This window comes from Pseudomonas azotoformans (assembly GCF_001579805.1).
In the GTDB taxonomy this organism is placed as follows: Bacteria; Pseudomonadota; Gammaproteobacteria; order Pseudomonadales; family Pseudomonadaceae; genus Aquipseudomonas; species Aquipseudomonas azotoformans_A.
Window position 1 is genome coordinate 3,252,532 of record NZ_CP014546.1, and the last position, 15,709, is coordinate 3,268,240.

Below are 15,709 nucleotides of genomic sequence, written 5' to 3' on the forward strand. Positions count from 1 at the left end.
TTGGCAACGGTGGACGACGGCTTTATACCTTGAGTGCCAGGGCGGGGGAGCAACCTGACAAAGTTGTAATCTAGCAGTCAGCTGGCTGGCAGCGGCGCAATCTTAGAGTGCTGCCCAAGCTGTTCATCTATTTTTGGAGAAGACCGATGGCGTTGCGTACACCCCTGTTGTTGGCGGGTTGCCTGTTGGCATTGAGTGTTGATGCGATGGCCGATGCGGCCCACACCTATGCCTTCGGCGAGGCTGCGCCGGCGAGCAAAGCCACGCGTACCGTGGAAATAACCCTGCAGGACATTTCCTTTTCGCCCAAGTCCCTAGACGTGAAAGCCGGTGAGACCGTGCGCTTTGTACTGGTCAACAAAGGCCAGTTGCTCCACGAATTCAACCTGGGCGACGCTGCGATGCATGCCGAACACCAGAAGGAAATGTTGCAGATGCAGGCCAGTGGCATGTTGACGGCAACGGGCATGGGCAAGATGGATCATGCAGCCATGGGCCACGGTGCGATGAAACACGATGATCCCAATAGCGTACTGGTCGAGCCGGGCAAAACCGCCGAGCTGACCTGGACGTTCACTAAGGCCACTGGCCTGGAGTTTGCCTGCAACCTTCCGGGGCATTACCAGGCGGGCATGGTCGGCAAGCTCAACGTCGATTGATCCGCTGGCGCTTAGGCGCGGGGGCAAAGGCTGGTAGACTGGCACGGTTTATTTAGCCAGGTTTCCGCCATGCATCCCGCAGCCGAACATTCGCCGCTGGGCAAGTCCAGTGAATACATCTCCACCTACACACCTTCGTTGCTGTTCCCGATCCCGCGTGCCGCCAAATGGGCCGAGCTGGGCCTGAGCGCCGAGACCTTGCCGTACAAGGGCGTGGATTTCTGGAACTGCTTCGAACTGTCGTGGCTGCTGCCGTCGGGCAAGCCGGTGGTGGCCATCGGTGAGTTCAGCATCCCGGCTGACTCGCCGAACATCATCGAGTCCAAGTCGTTCAAGCTGTACCTCAACTCGCTGAACCAGACCGCGTTTGCCGATGCTGCCAGCCTGGAAACCACCTTGCGCACCGACCTCAGCGCTGCCGCCGGTGCGCCTGTGAGCGTGCGTATCCGCAGCCTGGCCGAGATCGAGGCCGAAGGCGTGATGGCGTTGCCGGGTGTGTGCATCGATGATTTGGATATCAGCGTCAGCAACTACGAGCACCCGCGCCCGGAACTGCTGCGTTGCGATGACTCGCGCGTTGTCGAGGAGAGCGTGCACAGCCACCTGCTCAAATCCAACTGCCCGGTGACCAGCCAGCCGGACTGGGGCAGTGTGGTGGTGCAATACCGTGGTCACGCGTTGGATCACGCCAGCCTGCTGGAGTACATCGTGAGCTTTCGCCAGCACTCGGACTTCCATGAGCAGTGCGTAGAGCGCATCTTCCTGGATTTGCAGCGCTTGCTGAAGCCGGAAAAGTTGACGGTGTACGCGCGGTATGTGCGGCGGGGTGGGTTGGATATCAACCCGTATCGCAGTACTGAGGATGTGGCGTTCCAGAATGTGCGCCTGGCCCGTCAGTAACATTGAAAAGCCCCGCGATTGCGGGGCTTTTTGCTATCAGATCCCGATATTGCCCAAGGTGATCATGATATTGCGCAGGGTCCCGGAAATCACCGGGTGCTCGGCATCGAACTCGATGGCCGCTTGATTCACATCGTCGGAGATACTCGGTGTTTGAGTGGCCGGCTCCAGTTCGAGTTGTAATTCGAACTTGGCAATCAAGGCTTCCAGCGCTTCACGTTTTTCTTCCGACAGCGGCGGTTCCTGTTCCAACTGCCCGCGCAGGATTTCGACCTGTTCTTCCAGTTTTTTGCGATCAGGCATGACGTGTTTCCTTTTATCGATAGGCACTGGCATAGACCGCGGCACGCCGAGAAAGGTCTACGGGCTGACCTGTAGATTAATCCACTGGCGTCGACTGTGCATGATCCGTGTCAGGGCTTCTCGCCTTTGAGCTGGCGCAGGCTGATGTCGGCCAGGCAGGTGCCGAGTTCGCCCAGGTGGTCGATCACCGAGTGCACGCCCAGCCCGTACAGGGCGACGGTGGCCTTGCCGCGCTTATGCTCGCGTTCCTGTTCGCTCAGCGCCTGCCATTGTTCAGGGGCCATGCCACAGAGTGAGCCGCAGGAAGCCAGGCCGATGGTCCACAACCCGGCGTTGAGCCCGGATTGCAGCAAGCGCGGTTCGCCGCTGACCAAGACGCAGCCTTCCAGGCGTTCGATGTTCAGCTGCATCAAGGCTTGCCAGCAGGCGTGGGGCGCAGGCCAGCGAATGGAGGAGGGTGGTGTCGCCTTGACCCACGCAGGCAGCGTGGCGGCCAGCGGGGTGGTGACGGCGGGAGGCAGTTCATCCAGCCAGGCGCATGGGATGCCTTGTTCCTTGAGACTGCGCAGGATGTTCAGGGCGCCGGGCGTAGCCTGGGATTCAAGGGAGGGCGAGTCGGTGCGAGCACGGGAACCGAAGTCCACCAGGCAGCCACTCAAGCCAAACAGGACGGCAGTCAAGGTGGGTGCGCTGGCGATGGCTATCTCGGCGTGAGGCATGTCGACATCCCTGAAATAGCACCAACGCTATCGAGCCAGGATGACAAGTCGATGACAGGATTGTGAATTGTAGGAAATTTGTCCATTTTTGTTGTGACATTTCCTAGTTACTGCCTAATTGCCAACTTCCGTCATATACTGACGGCCTTATTCAGGGCATAGCGCCCATGACAGACCATTCAAGGAGCAAAAGCTATGCGCTGGAGCCACTACTTCGCTCAGCTGTCGGTGTGTGCCACTGTCTTGTTGGCGCCTTTCGCCGCACAGGCCGCGTCGGAAGATGATCCATGGGAAAGCGTCAACCGCCCGATCTTCACCTTTAACGATACCGTAGATACCTATGCCCTCAAGCCATTGGCCCAGGGCTATCAGTTCGTGACGCCGCAGTTCGTACAGGATGGCATTCACAACTTCTTCCGCAACATCGGCGACGTAGGCAACCTGGCCAACAACGTGCTGCAGCTCAAGCCGCATAATGCCGGTGTCGACACGGCACGTTTGCTGGTCAACACCACTTTCGGCGTGCTGGGCTTTATCGATGTCGGCACCAAAATGGGGCTGCAACGCAGCGATGAAGATTTCGGCCAGACCCTCGGCTACTGGGGCGTCGGCAGCGGTCCTTACGTAATGCTGCCTCTGCTCGGCCCAAGCACCTTGCGTGATGCGCCGTCCAAGTACGTGGACAGCTACACCCAACCGTACCGTTACATGAACGATATCGGCTGGCGCAACAGTACTTTCGGCCTGAATATCGTCGACACCCGTGCCAGCCTGCTCGATAGCGAGAAGCTGATCACCGGTGACAAGTACACCTTCATCCGTAACGCCTACCTGCAGAACCGTGAGTTCAAGGTCAAGGACGGCAAGGTCGTCGACGACTTTTAAGTCGTGACGTTTTGAAATGAAAAAGGCGACCTCAGCGGTCGCCTTTTTTGTGCGCGGTTTTCAGCGCATTTTCAGGATCTTGAGGCCCAGGTGCTGGTCTTGGCCCGTGGCCTTGGCCCATACCACCTCGGTATCGGCCTCTAGCCCCTTCAGCGCGGCGTGCTCCGAATCGATGCGCACGGTCAGCAGGTCGCCTACGTTGAACTGGCGAGGCGCCTGCACCTGCATGCCGGAACTGGAAAGGTCCACGCAAACCCCGGCAATCTCTTGCCCTGCATGGATCAGGGACACGTCTGCATCCACACGCATGCGGATGAAATCGCGTTTTTCGGCGTAGTCGCGCTCGTGTTCGCTCATGGGCTTCATCCTTACTTTGTGTTGTGGTCGTGCCTGTTCTTATAACTCCCGGTGATTTGCGGTGTAAAGACGCCCGGCGACCATCGGCATGAGCTTGAAACCCCTGACGGATGGGAGTACCGTCTGCGCCTTAGAAGGGCACCTCTGCTTTACCGTTGTGCATGGGGAAAATCCCAATGCTTTGTAGGACAGAGAGGCTAGAAAGCGAATCCAGTACGTGAGCCCGGCCATTGTCGCGCCACCTACGCCAACCTAATTCTGGCGCCGTTTGCCCACATGCAAAAAACCAGTGCCACGCTGCTGATAATCGATGACGACGAAGTAGTGCGCGCGAGCCTCGCGGCCTATTTGGAAGACAGTGGCTTCAGCGTCCTGCAGGCCAGTAATGGCCAACAGGGTCTCCAGGTATTCGAGCGCGACCAGCCCGACCTTGTGATCTGCGACCTGCGCATGCCCCAGATGGGCGGCCTGGAGCTGATTCGCCAGGTGACTGAGCTCGCCCCGCAGACGCCGGTGATTGTGGTGTCGGGTGCCGGGGTGATGAACGATGCTGTCGAAGCCTTGCGCCTGGGCGCCGCCGACTACCTGATCAAGCCCCTGGAAGACCTGGCGGTACTGGAGCACTCGGTGCGCCGTGCCCTGGATCGTGCACGCCTGCTGGTGGAGAACCAGCGCTACCGCGAAAAGCTCGAAACCGCCAACCGCGAACTCGAAGCCAGCCTCAACCTGCTCCAGGAGGACCAGAATGCCGGTCGCCAGGTGCAGATGAACATGCTGCCGGTCAGCCCCTGGACCATCGACGACTTCCAGTTTGCCCACCAGATCATCCCGTCGTTGTACCTGTCGGGTGATTTTGTCGATTACTTCCGTGTGGATGAGCGACGTGTGGCGTTCTACCTGGCCGACGTTTCCGGCCACGGTGCTTCCTCGGCTTTTGTCACCGTGTTGTTGAAATTCATGACCACGCGGTTGCTGTTCGAATCCAAGCGCAATGGCACCTTGCCGGAGTTCACCCCCTCCGAGGTGCTGGGCCACATCAATCGGGGCCTGATCAGCTGCAAGCTGGGCAAGCACGTGACGATGGTTGGCGGCGTGATTGATGAAGAAACCGGTCTTTTGACCTACAGCATCGGTGGTCACCTGCCGATGCCGGTTTTATACACTCCAGACAGTGTGCGTTATCTGGAAGGCCGTGGTCTGCCGGTTGGCTTGTTCAATGAAGCCACCTACGAAGACCACATCCTGGAGCTGCCGCCGACGTTCAGCCTCACGCTGATGTCAGACGGCATCCTGGACCTTCTTCCAGAGCCTACACTCAAAGAGAAAGAAGCCGCCTTGCCCCAAAAGGTCAAGTCGGCGGGCGGCAGCCTGGATGGCCTGCGGCAGGTTTTTGGATTGGCCACGCTAGGGGAGATGCCGGATGATATCGCCCTATTGGTGTTGAGCAGGAATCTTTGATGAGTACCGGAAGAATCCAATTCGCCGAGCAAGACGGGACCTTTGTCCTGAAATTTGTCGGTGAAGTGCGCCTGACCTTGTGTTCGGCGCTGGATGCGACGATTGAGCGGATCTTCACAGCGTTGAATTTCTCGGCGATCGTGATCGATCTGACCGAAACCCGCAGCATCGATAGCACCACTCTTGGGTTGTTGGCCAAGTTGTCCATTCTGTCTCGGCAGAAGGTTGGCCTGTTGCCGACTGTGGTCACCACCCACGAAGACATTACCCGTCTGTTGCAGTCCATGGGGTTCGATCAGGTGTTCAACATCGTTGACCGCCCGATTCCGTGCCCGGAGTGCCTGACTGACCTCCCGTCCCAGGACCAGTCCGAGGAAGTGGTGCGGGTCAAAGTGTTGGAAGCGCACAAGATCCTGATGGGGTTGAACGAGTCCAATCGCGAAGCGTTCCATGATCTGGTGAATGCGCTAGAGCGGCATTGATCTAGACGAATTCGAAGCATGAAAAAAGGGCGGTCCCCGTGAGGGTGACCGCCCTTTTTGCCGTGGCTGCTTTACAGCTTGGCGGACAACAGCGCTTCGAGTTTTTCCTGGTCCCGAGCAAACTGACGGATACCCTCGGCCAGCTTCTCTGTTGCCATCGCGTCCTCGTTGGACTCCCAGCGGAACTGCGCTTCAGTCAAATGCACACGGGCTTCACCGGCATGGCCTGGCGACAGCTTGCGCTCCAGCGTGCCTTCGTCAGCCGCCAGCTTCTCCAGCAGGTCCGGGCTGATGGTCAGGCGATCGCACCCGGCCAGCTCTTCGATCTGACTGAGGTTGCGGAAGCTCGCGCCCATCACCACGGTCTTGTAGCCATTGGCCTTGTAGTAGTTGTAGATGCGCGTCACCGACTGCACGCCCGGATCATCCGAACCGGTGTAGTCGTTGCCATTGGCCTTTTTGTACCAATCGTAGATACGGCCCACGAACGGCGAGATCAGGAACACACCGGCCTCTGCGCAGGCCACGGCCTGGGCGAAGGAGAACAGCAAGGTCAGGTTGGTCTGGATGCCTTCTTTTTCCAGCTGCTCGGCGGCGCGGATGCCTTCCCAGGTGGAAGCGATCTTGATCAGCACGCGGTCGCGGCCAACGCCGGCTTTGTCATACAGGTCGATCAGACGGTGTGCGCGCTTGAGAATAGCGGCTTCGTCAAACGACAGGCGGGCATCCACCTCAGTGGAAATACGCCCAGGTACCACTTTGAGGATCTCTTGACCGACTGCCACCGCAAAGCGGTCGCTGGCCAGGCCCACGTCACCGTTGCAGTCTTGCACGGCCTCATCCAGCAGCTTGGCATACGCAGGGATCGACGCAGCCTTGAGCAGCAGGGAAGGGTTGGTGGTGGCGTCTTGCGGCTTGAGCTTGGCGAGGGTGGAAAAATCGCCAGTATCGGCAACGACAGTGGTGAATTGCTTGAGTTGTTCCAGCTTGGAAGTCATGGGCGTGCTCTGTCCTATGGGTCTGATGACATTACCCGAGCGCCGGCAGGGGCTCAAGGGCGCAAATGCGTTCGATCGTTTGCGAGGGCAACAACCTGAAAACAGCCGTTTGAATGGCAGGTCTGGCTGTTAAATAGGAGGACAAAACGGCCAGCAGGTTCAACCTGATCAACGCCCTTCCAATAACGCGCCCGCCTGATCCAGCAAGGCCAACGGATCGCTCGCCTTATGAATATCCACCGACAGCAACTGCCTGAACTTCCTCGCCCCCGGAAAACCCGTGCCCAACCCCAGCACATGCCGGGTAATGTGGTGCATCGTCCCGCCACCGGCCAAATGTTCGGCAATATAAGGCCGCAACTGCGCCAGCGCCTCGGCTCGACCTATCACCGGCTGCGTGCTGCCAAACAATTGCTGATCCACCTCCGCCAGCAAATACGGATTGTGATAAGCCTCACGCCCCAGCATGACCCCGTCAAACGTTTGTAAATGCTCATGACACTGCTCCAGCGTCTTGATTCCGCCGTTGAGAATAATCTCCAGCTCAGGGAAATCCTGCTTCAGCTGGGCCGCAACGTCGTAGCGCAGTGGCGGAATGTCCCGATTCTCCTTGGGCGACAACCCCTCCAGAATCGCAATCCGCGCATGCACCGTAAAACTGGTGCAGCCCGCGTCCTTCACCGTCCCGACGAAATCACACAACTCGGCATAACTGTCCCGCCCATTGATCCCGATGCGATGCTTCACCGTCACCGGGATCGTTACTGCGTCACGCATCGCCTTCACACAATCCGCCACCAGGGCTGGGTGCGCCATCAGGATCGCGCCGATCATGTTGTTCTGCACCCGGTCGCTGGGGCAGCCGACGTTCAGATTCACCTCGTCGTAGCCGGCCGCCTGCGCCATGCGCGCGCAGGCGGCCAGATCGGCGGGAACGCTGCCGCCCAATTGCAGGGCTAGAGGGTGTTCAGCTTCGTTGTGGCGCAGGAAGCGTTCGTGGTCGCCGTGGAGGATGGCGCCCGTGGTGACCATTTCGGTGTAGAGCAGGGCGTGTTTGGAGAGCAGGCGTAGGAAGAACCGGCAGTGGCGGTCCGTCCAATCCATCATCGGCGCGACGGAGAAACGGCGGGAAAAAGAGTGTGGTGCAGCACTGATCGGGGACATTGGACAATCTGAGGTGGGTAGGGCGAAGGACGCGAGTTTATCAGGAATAAAGGTGCAGGATTCGCGCTGGTTCTCTGAACCAAACCTGTAGCACAAGCAGGTTTCATCATTTGCCGCGTTTTTGAAGGCTAGGATAGTTCTGAGTGAGGCCGTCCACGCCTCCAGCCCAATGGGAGCGGGATTATGGCCTCGAAACTGATCAAAATCGTGTTGATCACCAGCACTTTACTGCTGGGTGCTTGCTCGTCCGATTTATCAAGCGTGAGCCACGACCCATGCTTTTCAGGGGGATGCCAGGCGTTTGGTGACCATAGCCCCAACAAAGCCGCCAAGATAAGTTTTGGAGGCAGTGGGCTTGGGAGCAGTTATGGTGAGTACGGATCCGGGTTGCTGCACGACGATTGATGGGGTGGTGGGCTGTTGTGCAGCCCAGCGGAGTCAGCGGGTGGTGAGCGTGCCTTTATGAAAAATCTCACGCCGCGCCCGACGGCTTATGTTTTCGTGCTTGCTTGACGCGTACATTTCATCAAAGCGATTGCGATCAATCCCTTCATATTTACCCAATTCCTCCATGACCATACGATCGTAATCCTGCTCGATCACGAACCGGAAAATCTCCCGCCGATAATAGAAACCGAACTGGAATGCGAGTACCTCGCTGAGGTGTTCTGTCGGAGTGAGGAAACAGTTTTCCAGGTCGATCGCCTTGGCGAGGGTAGGATGCGCCAGATTGATCATCACATTTTCGACCCAGAAGTCCATGTGCACCACGTTTTTGCTGTGCAGGGTACGCAGCAATTTGAACGATGCAGTGATCAGGCTGTGGATGTCGCGCTCTTGTTCAAGCCAAGCCAGGCCACTGAGGTAGCCGTCGAGCATCTCGGTGAAGATGAAAAACTCCTGGATCAGGCCCTAGCGCTGATTTTCTGTAGCCGAAGCCATACAGGCCGGCGACGGGGGCGCCGCGTTTCTGTGCGCTGAAGGTGTTGATGACCTCTTCCACCGGCCAGTCGAATGTGCCGTCGCGCTTTGAGCGGCCGAATGTGACGCGCAATTTGGGCCTGAGGCTGTCGAGCGGTTGGGATTTGGCGAACAGGTCATTCTCCATTCCTTTCAGTGGAGCGCTGATGCGATTTTTCAACTGGTAGCGGGTGTCGATCAGGTCCTGAATCGCCTGTTGGGCGCTGTCGTCAGTGCCCTGTGTGGTATGGACCGTGGCGTTGCGATGGCTGAGTGTCGATGGAAAACTCTGGAGCACGATGCTGTCGGGAAAGCTCAAAACACATCCTTGTCATTGGTGTATGACGGATATGTTACAGCCTGAAGGTATTGGATCCAACCTGAACATAACCTGAACAGAGCTTAAAAATTTCGTTCTATCTGCTTGTATTTCTTGACTATTTCTTTTGAGTATGGATTCGGTGTGCGTTAAAGGCTGTATGAATATCATGTTTCAGCAAAAAAATGCTGTAAAAGAAATGGGTCGTGGTGCAATAATGGCTTTAGGCCATTATCTTACTTTATTAAAGTTCTTCTAATGAAAACAACACGTTCAGCGAAATTGTTCATTGTTTTTATTGTTTTTCTGCTGGTCTGTGTTGTTTGTTTTTTGATTGAAGCGCTCTTAGAGTGATGTTCGCGCTCAATGCGACTGTTTGTACTGTCGAATCAAAAACCTGCCAAGCACAAAGGCGCTCCCTAGAATAAACCCTAACAAAGCGCCCAGGGAGGCGAACTTTCTGGTGGCTTTTGTCGTCTTGGTCGAGACAGTTTTTATTTCGTCGAGAGTGCTGAATGCTTTGAGCGTATTGTTTGCAGCCAATGCCGGTAGATTAAGGACTATGGCTTCGGAGTTTGCAGTCGCCATTGCTGATTCCAGCTGTGTTGTAGCCATGGCTGCCGTACCAGCAGCAATTGAAGCGATATAAAGGACGGGCTCATTTCCAATTGATTTGGGTGGGGCGTCTGTCAACGTAACGGATTTGGCAGTCATGATGCCCATTGCGGAATAAAAAATATCATTTTGGATTGTGCTGTACAACTTGGTTTCCAGCGGCAATGGACTTGCTGTGACTGGAGCGTCTTTTTCATTGACTTCTTTATATAAGCTGTAAAGGGATGGTTTAGTGATGTAAGTGCTGGCAATCCATTGTTCGGGTGACGATGCATAAAGTGCTAATGAAACGGCGGCGCCTATTAAGGTGGCTGCAATAACGGCTATCTTGCCTTTCCATAATGCCTGGATAAGTGGTATCGGATCTATTTCGTCATCATTAGGGCGGGCTTTTGAATTCGTTGGGCGGCTCACGAAAAATTCCTTTATTTGCGTTCACGAATTGTAGAGAAAAAAACACAATACGCCCACGCAATAGTGCGTCATCGCAGGAGGCTGAGAATGGTTCTTGTCTGCAGGGGCTGGCGCGCCTCTTTTTTTATAGTCGCGCCGATTCATGGTGCCTTTCGTAGGATCATTCCTGCGACACAATCGTTCACGTGCCTAGCACTTAATGTCCACCGCGCATCTTTCGCGCCGCCAGATAAACGCCCAGCCCAACCAGTGCCGTGGCGGCCCCGATATACCCGGTACTCGTCCACCCCAGTCCAGCTGTGATCGCCATCCCGCCAAACCACGGCCCCAGCGCGTTGGCCAAGTTGAATGCGGCATGGTTGGACGCCGCCGCCAGGCTCGGCGCTTCGTGGGCGATATCCATCAAGCGGATCTGCAGCGGCGCCGCCAATGACACCATGGTGCCGACCAGTCCGATCCCCAGCAGCACGCCCCACAACGAGCCTGCGGCAAACGGGAAGAACACCAACACCGCCATCGACCACACCAGGATCAAGCCCACCGCGCGAAACTGCAGGCGGTCGAACAGCTTGCCGCCAGCGATATTGCCGATGATCCCACCCACGCCAAATGCCGCGAGGCCGAAGGGGATCCATTGCGGCGAGACTTTGGTGACTTCGAGCATGGTCGGCGCCAGGTAGCTGAACACGCAGAACATTCCCGCAAAACCAATGGCGCCAATGGCCAGGGCCATCCACACCTGCGGTTTGGTGAAGGCGCGCAGTTCCTTGCGTGGGTCGCTACGGGGTTCGTCGCGTCGGTCGGGAACGAATTGCCAGACCAGTGCAATCGTGCACAGCGCGATGACGCTCACCAACGCGAACGCCGAGCGCCAGCCCAGATATTGTCCAAGGAAGGTCGCAATCGGGTTGCCCAGGAGCATCGCCAGGGTGAGTCCCATCATCACCCGTGCTACAGCGCCGGCGCGTTTGTCGTTCGGCACCATGCTCGAAGCCACCACTGCGGCAATACCGAAATAGGCACCGTGGGGCAGGCCGCTGATAAATCGAAACGCCACCAGTGAGCCGAAGGTCGGGGTGAAGGCCGTGGCCAGGTTACCCAGGGCATACAGCCCCATCAGCAACAGCAGCATATGTTTGCGCAGGAGTTTGGCGCCGAGGATCGCCAGCAGTGGGGCGCCGACCATCACGCCAAGGGCGTAGGCGCTGATCGCGTGGCCGACCTGGGGTTCGCTCAAGTTGAGGTTGTGGGCGATGTCGGGCATCAGGCCCATGATGGCGAACTCGCCAGTGCCGATCGCGAAGGCGCCCACGGCCATGGCAGCTTCCATTTTTGCGGCGCTGCGCGCGGGCAGCACATGCCCGGGTGTTTGCTGGATTGTCATGGGTAACTCTATTGGAATGGATTGCACGAAGGGGAGCCGTCGATGCTACGCAAGCGGCGCCGAGGGTGTCTAGAACAGCCTTTTTCGGCAGAGTTCCGCGCCTGTGACCCCAGGTCGCGCCTGCCAGGCTTGACATCGGAGCATTAAAAGCCGCGATTTAGAGCTGTCAATTGGCCAAACGGCGCATAAACGCTGTTTGCCGTGATATTCTGCGCGCCGTCTTGGTCTAGTCTTTCCTGGGTGCGTACATCCGCATACGTCCCAGCGATTGGCTGTCGCCCAGGTAGCTGAAGCCAATAATGATAAGAAGTCAGCGCAGAAGGGACATAAACAGTGAGGTCGATACGTCGGCCTTGTGTGCCCACCCTGCGGTTCTCTCGTGAATGTGCAAACCCCGCGGTGCTGCCTTGCGCAGCTGCGATGGAGGGTTGCCCATGATCAGGGGCGGTAGGGCGGATGGCGTTTTATCATAGGTGCTACTGATGTTTAAAAAAGTAAACACTGCCCTGCTGGGGCTGGCTTTGTCGCTGGGGATCAGCTCCGCTCACGCGGAAGAGGCAAAGAAAGTCGATGTGCTGCTGATTGGCGGCGGCATCATGAGTGCAACCCTGGGCGTATGGCTCAATGAGCTGGAGCCGGGTTGGTCGATGGAAATGGTCGAGCGCCTCGACGGCGTGGCCGAAGAAAGCTCCAACGGCTGGAACAACGCCGGTACCGGTCACTCGGCCCTGGCTGAGCTGAACTACACCCCGGAAGACAAGAACGGCAACGTTGAGATCCCGAAAGCGGTCGAGATCAACGAAGCGTTCCAGATCTCCCGTCAGTTCTGGGCCTGGCAGGTCCAGCAGGGCGTACTGAAGAACCCGCGTTCGTTCATCAACACCACACCGCACATGAGCTTTGTGTGGGGCGATGACAACATCAAGTTCCTGAAAAAGCGCTACGAAGCCCTGAAAGCGAGCCCGCTGTTCGCTGGCATGCAGTACTCCGAAGACCCGGCGCAGATCGCCAAGTGGGTTCCGCTGATGATGGAAGGGCGTGACCCGAACCAGAAAATCGCGGCTACCTGGAGCCCGCTGGGTACCGACATGAACTTCGGCGAGATCACCCGCCAGTTCGTCGCTCACTTGCAGACCACGCCTAAGTTCGACCTGAAGCTGTCGAGCGAAGTGCAGGACATCACCAAGAACGCCGACGGTTCGTGGCGTGTGAGCTACAAAAACCTGAAAGACGGCACCAAGACCGAAACCGACGCCAAGTTCGTATTCATCGGCGCGGGCGGCGGTGCACTGCACTTGCTGCAAAAGTCGGGCATTCCTGAAGCCAAGGAATACGCAGGCTTCCCGGTAGGCGGCTCGTTCCTGGTGACCGATAACCCAACCGTGGCCGAGCAGCACCTGGCCAAGGCCTACGGCAAAGCGTCGGTGGGTGCACCGCCGATGTCGGTTCCGCACCTGGACACCCGCGTGCTGGATGGCAAGCGCGTGATCCTGTTTGGCCCATTCGCGACCTTCTCGACCAAGTTCCTGAAAGAAGGCTCGTACCTGGACCTGCTGACCAGCACCACCACTCACAACATCTGGCCAATGACCAAAGTCGGTATTCGTGAATACCCACTGGTCGAGTACCTCGCCGGCCAACTGATGCTGTCGGATGACGACCGCTTCAAGGCGCTGCAGGAATACTTCCCGAACGCCAAGCAATCCGACTGGCGCCTGTGGCAAGCCGGTCAGCGCGTGCAGATCATCAAGCGTGACGAAGAGCAGGGCGGCGTCCTGAAACTCGGCACGGAAGTGGTCAGCTCCGCCGACAACACCATCGCAGGCCTGCTGGGTGCATCGCCAGGCGCGTCCACCGCGGCTCCGATCATGCTGACCGTGCTGCAGAAAGTCTTCAAGGACAAGGTCGCGACCCCTGAGTGGCAGACCAAGCTGCACCAGATCGTACCGAGCTACGGCACCAAGCTGAACGACAGCCCTGAAGCGGTTGCCAAGGAATGGGCGTACACCGCCGAAATCCTGCAACTGCCGACGCCTCCTGCGATTCCTCAAGGTGCTGCTCCGAAGGCCACCGAGGCTGCCAAGCCAGCAGCTGAGCCAAGCAAGCCGGCCTCTGACCTGGCGCTGTAAGCCAAGTATCGAGCCGATGTAAAAAGCCCGCTGAACCGGTAACGGTCAGCGGGCTTTTTTGTCCCTGGCGTTCAGACCTGGAAGTGCCTGAGCTGCTCATGCAGATGCAACGCCAGTGCATTGCTGCTATCGCACAACAAGTACAGATGTTGCGCTGGCAACGGAGGCAGGTCTGTCATCTGCCTGAGCCCTTCACCCATGCGGCTTTCCTCCATCAGGCCCTACCGCCACGCCACTGCGCACGCAGGCCTCGACGGCGGATGAATTGGGGCTTTCCAGCAGCATCCGGTGATAAATCCCGTGATCCTTCAGTACCTGCAAGGCGGCGGCGCGATAGGGGCAGCCGGCGATGGGGACGGTGATGGGCAGCGGTGCATTCGACGGACAGCTAAAGTGCTCGGCCGCGACCCACAGCGGCTGTACCGGGCCCAGACGTTCTCCCTGGGCCAGCGGGTGTGCGCTTACGGTGATGGTCAGGTCCAGGTGATTGGCCGTGAACAGGTTGAGCAACTCGCCGCTGGTGCGGGCTTCGACCTCCAGCTCCAGCAGCGGGTTGTCAGCGATCAACCGGGGTAAAAACTCCCGAATGAAGGCCGGTGCATAGGTGTCCGGTACACCCAGGCGGATCTTGCCCTGCATGCGCTGGGGCATCAGCGAGATCAGCAGGCGATCATGGCTCTTGAGGAATTCGGTGGTTTCGCCCAGTAGTTTCTTACCGTAGAGCGTCAACTCCACGCCTTGGTTGCTGCGGCTGAACAAGCGTTGGCCCACCTGATCTTCGAGCTTTTGTATCTGTGTGGTCACGGTTGACGCACTGCGGTGAACCTGCTCGGCCGCTTCGTTGAAACGTCCAAAGCGCGCCACGGCGTGAAAGGTACGCAGCAGGTCGATATTCAGTTGTTTAGCCATGATTCCACTTTTATGGATTGATGGTGCAGGTTATTCAAATATACAGAATCATGCGTGGCCATTAGCCTTTCAGTCAACGTGCACTGACCGGAGGCTTCATGACGCGATCAACCTTAAAGCGGCTGCTGTTGCAGGCGGCATTTGTGCTGTCGTGGAGCTCTGGCTATATCGGCGCCAAATTGGGCACGCAGGGCGGCGGGGCGTTCAACCTGCTGTTCTGGCGATTCCTGTTGGTCTCGGTGTGCCTGGGGCTGTTCTTGAACGTCAGGTTGTTGAAGGTTTCATGGGCGCAGGTTCGCCATTACGCCGTCATTGGGTTTCTCTCGCAGTTCCTGTACCTGAGTTGCCTCTACGTTGCGATCCAGAACGGCTTGCCTCCTGGCATTGCCGCCATCATCGCGGCCCTGCAGCCGTTGATGACGGCGGCGTTGTCGATGGGTAGCGCAACCGAGCGCAGTGGCGGCTGGCAGTGGGTTGGCCTGATGATCAGCTTCGTTGGCGTTTCCATCGCGATTGCCGGGCAGTACGGCAGTGGCGGGGAAGGCGTTGGTCTTGTCATTTACTTGCTGCCCTTGGCTGCGGCGCTGGGGCTGACGCTGGCGACCCTGTATGAGCGCCGCACGGTGCAAAGCCAGGACGCAGGCTTGGTCCTGCCGCTGTTCATCCAGTCTTTGCTGACCTTGATCGGCTTTACCGTCGCCGTGCTCTATACCGACACGCTGAGCATTCCCCGCGACCCAGACGTATTGATCTCAATTGTCTGGCTCACTGTGTTCTCAACCTTCGTTGCCTATTTGAGCCTCTGGATGCTCCTGCGCGTCATGACCGCGACCCACGTCGCTGCGCTGGTCTACCTGGAGCCGCCAGTAACGCTGGTGTGGGCAGCGCTGATGTTCGGCGATGTGATCCATGCCTCGACCTGCGCCGGCATTGCCGTGGTTGTCGCCGGGCTGCTGTTGGTGCGCCTGAAACGACCGACCGTCGCGTGCGCCTCTTGAGGCTTGCGGGTTCAGCAAGCTGACAGACATCACCTGTTAAAAATACCCACAGCCAA

Annotated in this window: 17 protein-coding genes and 1 pseudogene; 8 read left to right on the plus strand and 10 right to left on the minus strand. The window is 57.9% G+C overall.

Going from position 1 to position 15,709, the window contains the following annotated elements; translation table 11 throughout:
- Positions 1-146 precede the first annotated feature (146 nt).
- Positions 147-659, plus strand: coding sequence for a copper-resistant cuproprotein CopI (gene copI, locus AYR47_RS15140; RefSeq protein WP_033902563.1), 513 nt, complete (start codon positions 147-149; stop codon positions 657-659).
- Positions 660-728: 69 nt separating this feature from the next.
- Positions 729-1,559 (plus strand): NADPH-dependent 7-cyano-7-deazaguanine reductase QueF, encoded by an 831-nt coding sequence (gene queF / locus AYR47_RS15145; RefSeq protein ID WP_038850359.1) that lies wholly within the window; start codon positions 729-731, stop codon positions 1,557-1,559.
- 36 nt (positions 1,560-1,595) lie between these two features.
- Here the strand turns inward: queF and AYR47_RS15150 are convergent, their stop codons facing one another.
- Together AYR47_RS15150 and AYR47_RS15155 are read right to left on the minus strand one after the other, a co-directional pair.
- Positions 1,596-1,862: a DUF4404 family protein gene (locus AYR47_RS15150; RefSeq protein ID WP_005786202.1), complete on the minus strand. Its 267-nt coding sequence runs from the start codon at positions 1,860-1,862 to the stop codon at positions 1,596-1,598.
- Between the two features lie 110 nt (positions 1,863-1,972).
- Positions 1,973-2,581, minus strand: coding sequence for a hypothetical protein (locus AYR47_RS15155; RefSeq protein ID WP_061435738.1), 609 nt, complete (start codon positions 2,579-2,581; stop codon positions 1,973-1,975).
- Positions 2,582-2,776: 195 nt separating this feature from the next.
- Between AYR47_RS15155 and AYR47_RS15160 the strand changes: the two genes are divergently transcribed.
- Positions 2,777-3,466: an MlaA family lipoprotein gene (locus AYR47_RS15160; RefSeq protein ID WP_010212030.1), complete on the plus strand. Its 690-nt coding sequence runs from the start codon at positions 2,777-2,779 to the stop codon at positions 3,464-3,466.
- A gap of 60 nt (positions 3,467-3,526) precedes the next feature.
- On the opposite strand, the gene AYR47_RS15165 is transcribed toward AYR47_RS15160, so the two are convergent.
- Positions 3,527-3,823 (minus strand): PilZ domain-containing protein, encoded by a 297-nt coding sequence (locus tag AYR47_RS15165; RefSeq protein ID WP_033902560.1) that lies wholly within the window; start codon positions 3,821-3,823, stop codon positions 3,527-3,529.
- 276 nt (positions 3,824-4,099) lie between these two features.
- Between AYR47_RS15165 and rssB the strand changes: the two genes are divergently transcribed.
- Positions 4,100-5,281 (plus strand): two-component system response regulator RssB, encoded by a 1,182-nt coding sequence (gene rssB / locus AYR47_RS15170; RefSeq protein WP_016975286.1) that lies wholly within the window; start codon positions 4,100-4,102, stop codon positions 5,279-5,281.
- On the plus strand, positions 5,281-5,763 hold the full coding sequence (rssC, locus tag AYR47_RS15175; RefSeq protein ID WP_003172602.1) for an anti-sigma factor antagonist RssC: 483 nt from the start codon (positions 5,281-5,283) through the stop codon (positions 5,761-5,763). The genes rssB and rssC overlap by 1 nt, the downstream gene beginning before the upstream one ends.
- Before the next feature lie 71 nt (positions 5,764-5,834).
- Here the strand turns inward: rssC and tal are convergent, their stop codons facing one another.
- Complete coding sequence (gene tal / locus AYR47_RS15180) at positions 5,835-6,761, minus strand: transaldolase (RefSeq protein WP_033902559.1); 927 nt, start codon at positions 6,759-6,761, stop codon at positions 5,835-5,837.
- A 168-nt stretch (positions 6,762-6,929) separates the two neighbouring features.
- Positions 6,930-7,925, minus strand: coding sequence for a tRNA dihydrouridine(20/20a) synthase DusA (gene dusA / locus AYR47_RS15185; RefSeq protein ID WP_061435740.1), 996 nt, complete (start codon positions 7,923-7,925; stop codon positions 6,930-6,932).
- Positions 7,926-8,108: 183 nt separating this feature from the next.
- On the opposite strand from dusA, the gene AYR47_RS32955 reads away from it, so the two are divergent.
- Positions 8,109-8,330 carry a hypothetical protein gene (locus AYR47_RS32955; RefSeq protein WP_082781499.1) on the plus strand — a complete coding sequence of 74 codons (222 nt, stop codon included), beginning with the start codon at positions 8,109-8,111 and terminating at the stop codon, positions 8,328-8,330.
- Between the two features lie 33 nt (positions 8,331-8,363).
- Here AYR47_RS32955 and AYR47_RS32960 read toward each other — a convergent pair whose 3' ends face one another.
- From AYR47_RS32960 to AYR47_RS15200, 4 genes are all read right to left on the minus strand, one after another.
- Positions 8,364-8,804 (minus strand): hypothetical protein, encoded by a 441-nt coding sequence (locus AYR47_RS32960; protein ID WP_237142552.1) that lies wholly within the window; start codon positions 8,802-8,804, stop codon positions 8,364-8,366.
- Positions 8,767-9,204 (minus strand): hypothetical protein, encoded by a 438-nt coding sequence (locus AYR47_RS32965; RefSeq protein WP_237142553.1) that lies wholly within the window; start codon positions 9,202-9,204, stop codon positions 8,767-8,769. The genes AYR47_RS32960 and AYR47_RS32965 overlap by 38 nt, the downstream gene beginning before the upstream one ends.
- 363 nt (positions 9,205-9,567) lie before the next feature.
- Positions 9,568-10,233: a Wzz/FepE/Etk N-terminal domain-containing protein gene (locus AYR47_RS15195; protein ID WP_061435742.1), complete on the minus strand. Its 666-nt coding sequence runs from the start codon at positions 10,231-10,233 to the stop codon at positions 9,568-9,570.
- A gap of 196 nt (positions 10,234-10,429) precedes the next feature.
- A complete protein-coding gene (locus AYR47_RS15200) occupies positions 10,430-11,617 on the minus strand; it encodes an MFS transporter (protein WP_061435743.1) in 1,188 nt (395 codons plus the stop codon).
- Positions 11,618-12,099: 482 nt separating this feature from the next.
- Here AYR47_RS15200 and mqo point away from each other — a divergent pair, with 482 nt between their 5' ends.
- Complete coding sequence (gene mqo, locus AYR47_RS15205) at positions 12,100-13,746, plus strand: malate dehydrogenase (quinone) (RefSeq protein ID WP_033902554.1); 1,647 nt, start codon at positions 12,100-12,102, stop codon at positions 13,744-13,746.
- A gap of 71 nt (positions 13,747-13,817) precedes the next feature.
- Here mqo and AYR47_RS15210 read toward each other — a convergent pair.
- Positions 13,818-14,655 (minus strand): annotated as a pseudogene (locus AYR47_RS15210) (LysR family transcriptional regulator).
- Positions 14,656-14,753: 98 nt separating this feature from the next.
- On the opposite strand from AYR47_RS15210, the gene AYR47_RS15215 reads away from it, so the two are divergent.
- Positions 14,754-15,653 (plus strand): DMT family transporter, encoded by a 900-nt coding sequence (locus AYR47_RS15215; protein WP_061435745.1) that lies wholly within the window; start codon positions 14,754-14,756, stop codon positions 15,651-15,653.
- Positions 15,654-15,709 lie beyond the last annotated feature (56 nt).

Bases quoted from the DNA above. Each gene is read 5' to 3' on its own strand.
- copI (WP_033902563.1), top strand. From the start codon at position 147: ATGGCGTTGCGTACACCCCTGTTGTTGGCGGGTTGCCTGTTGGCATTG.
- queF (WP_038850359.1), top strand. From the start codon at position 729: ATGCATCCCGCAGCCGAACATTCGCCGCTGGGCAAGTCCAGTGAATAC.
- AYR47_RS15150 (WP_005786202.1), bottom strand. From the start codon at position 1,862: ATGCCTGATCGCAAAAAACTGGAAGAACAGGTCGAAATCCTGCGCGGG.
- AYR47_RS15155 (WP_061435738.1), bottom strand. From the start codon at position 2,581: ATGCCTCACGCCGAGATAGCCATCGCCAGCGCACCCACCTTGACTGCC.
- AYR47_RS15160 (WP_010212030.1), top strand. From the start codon at position 2,777: ATGCGCTGGAGCCACTACTTCGCTCAGCTGTCGGTGTGTGCCACTGTC.
- AYR47_RS15165 (WP_033902560.1), bottom strand. From the start codon at position 3,823: ATGAGCGAACACGAGCGCGACTACGCCGAAAAACGCGATTTCATCCGC.
- rssB (WP_016975286.1), top strand. From the start codon at position 4,100: ATGCAAAAAACCAGTGCCACGCTGCTGATAATCGATGACGACGAAGTA.
- rssC (WP_003172602.1), top strand. From the start codon at position 5,281: ATGAGTACCGGAAGAATCCAATTCGCCGAGCAAGACGGGACCTTTGTC.
- tal (WP_033902559.1), bottom strand. From the start codon at position 6,761: ATGACTTCCAAGCTGGAACAACTCAAGCAATTCACCACTGTCGTTGCC.
- dusA (WP_061435740.1), bottom strand. From the start codon at position 7,925: ATGTCCCCGATCAGTGCTGCACCACACTCTTTTTCCCGCCGTTTCTCC.
- AYR47_RS32955 (WP_082781499.1), top strand. From the start codon at position 8,109: ATGGCCTCGAAACTGATCAAAATCGTGTTGATCACCAGCACTTTACTG.
- AYR47_RS32960 (WP_237142552.1), bottom strand. From the start codon at position 8,804: ATGCTCGACGGCTACCTCAGTGGCCTGGCTTGGCTTGAACAAGAGCGC.
- AYR47_RS15200 (WP_061435743.1), bottom strand. From the start codon at position 11,617: ATGACAATCCAGCAAACACCCGGGCATGTGCTGCCCGCGCGCAGCGCC.
- mqo (WP_033902554.1), top strand. From the start codon at position 12,100: ATGTTTAAAAAAGTAAACACTGCCCTGCTGGGGCTGGCTTTGTCGCTG.
- AYR47_RS15215 (WP_061435745.1), top strand. From the start codon at position 14,754: ATGACGCGATCAACCTTAAAGCGGCTGCTGTTGCAGGCGGCATTTGTG.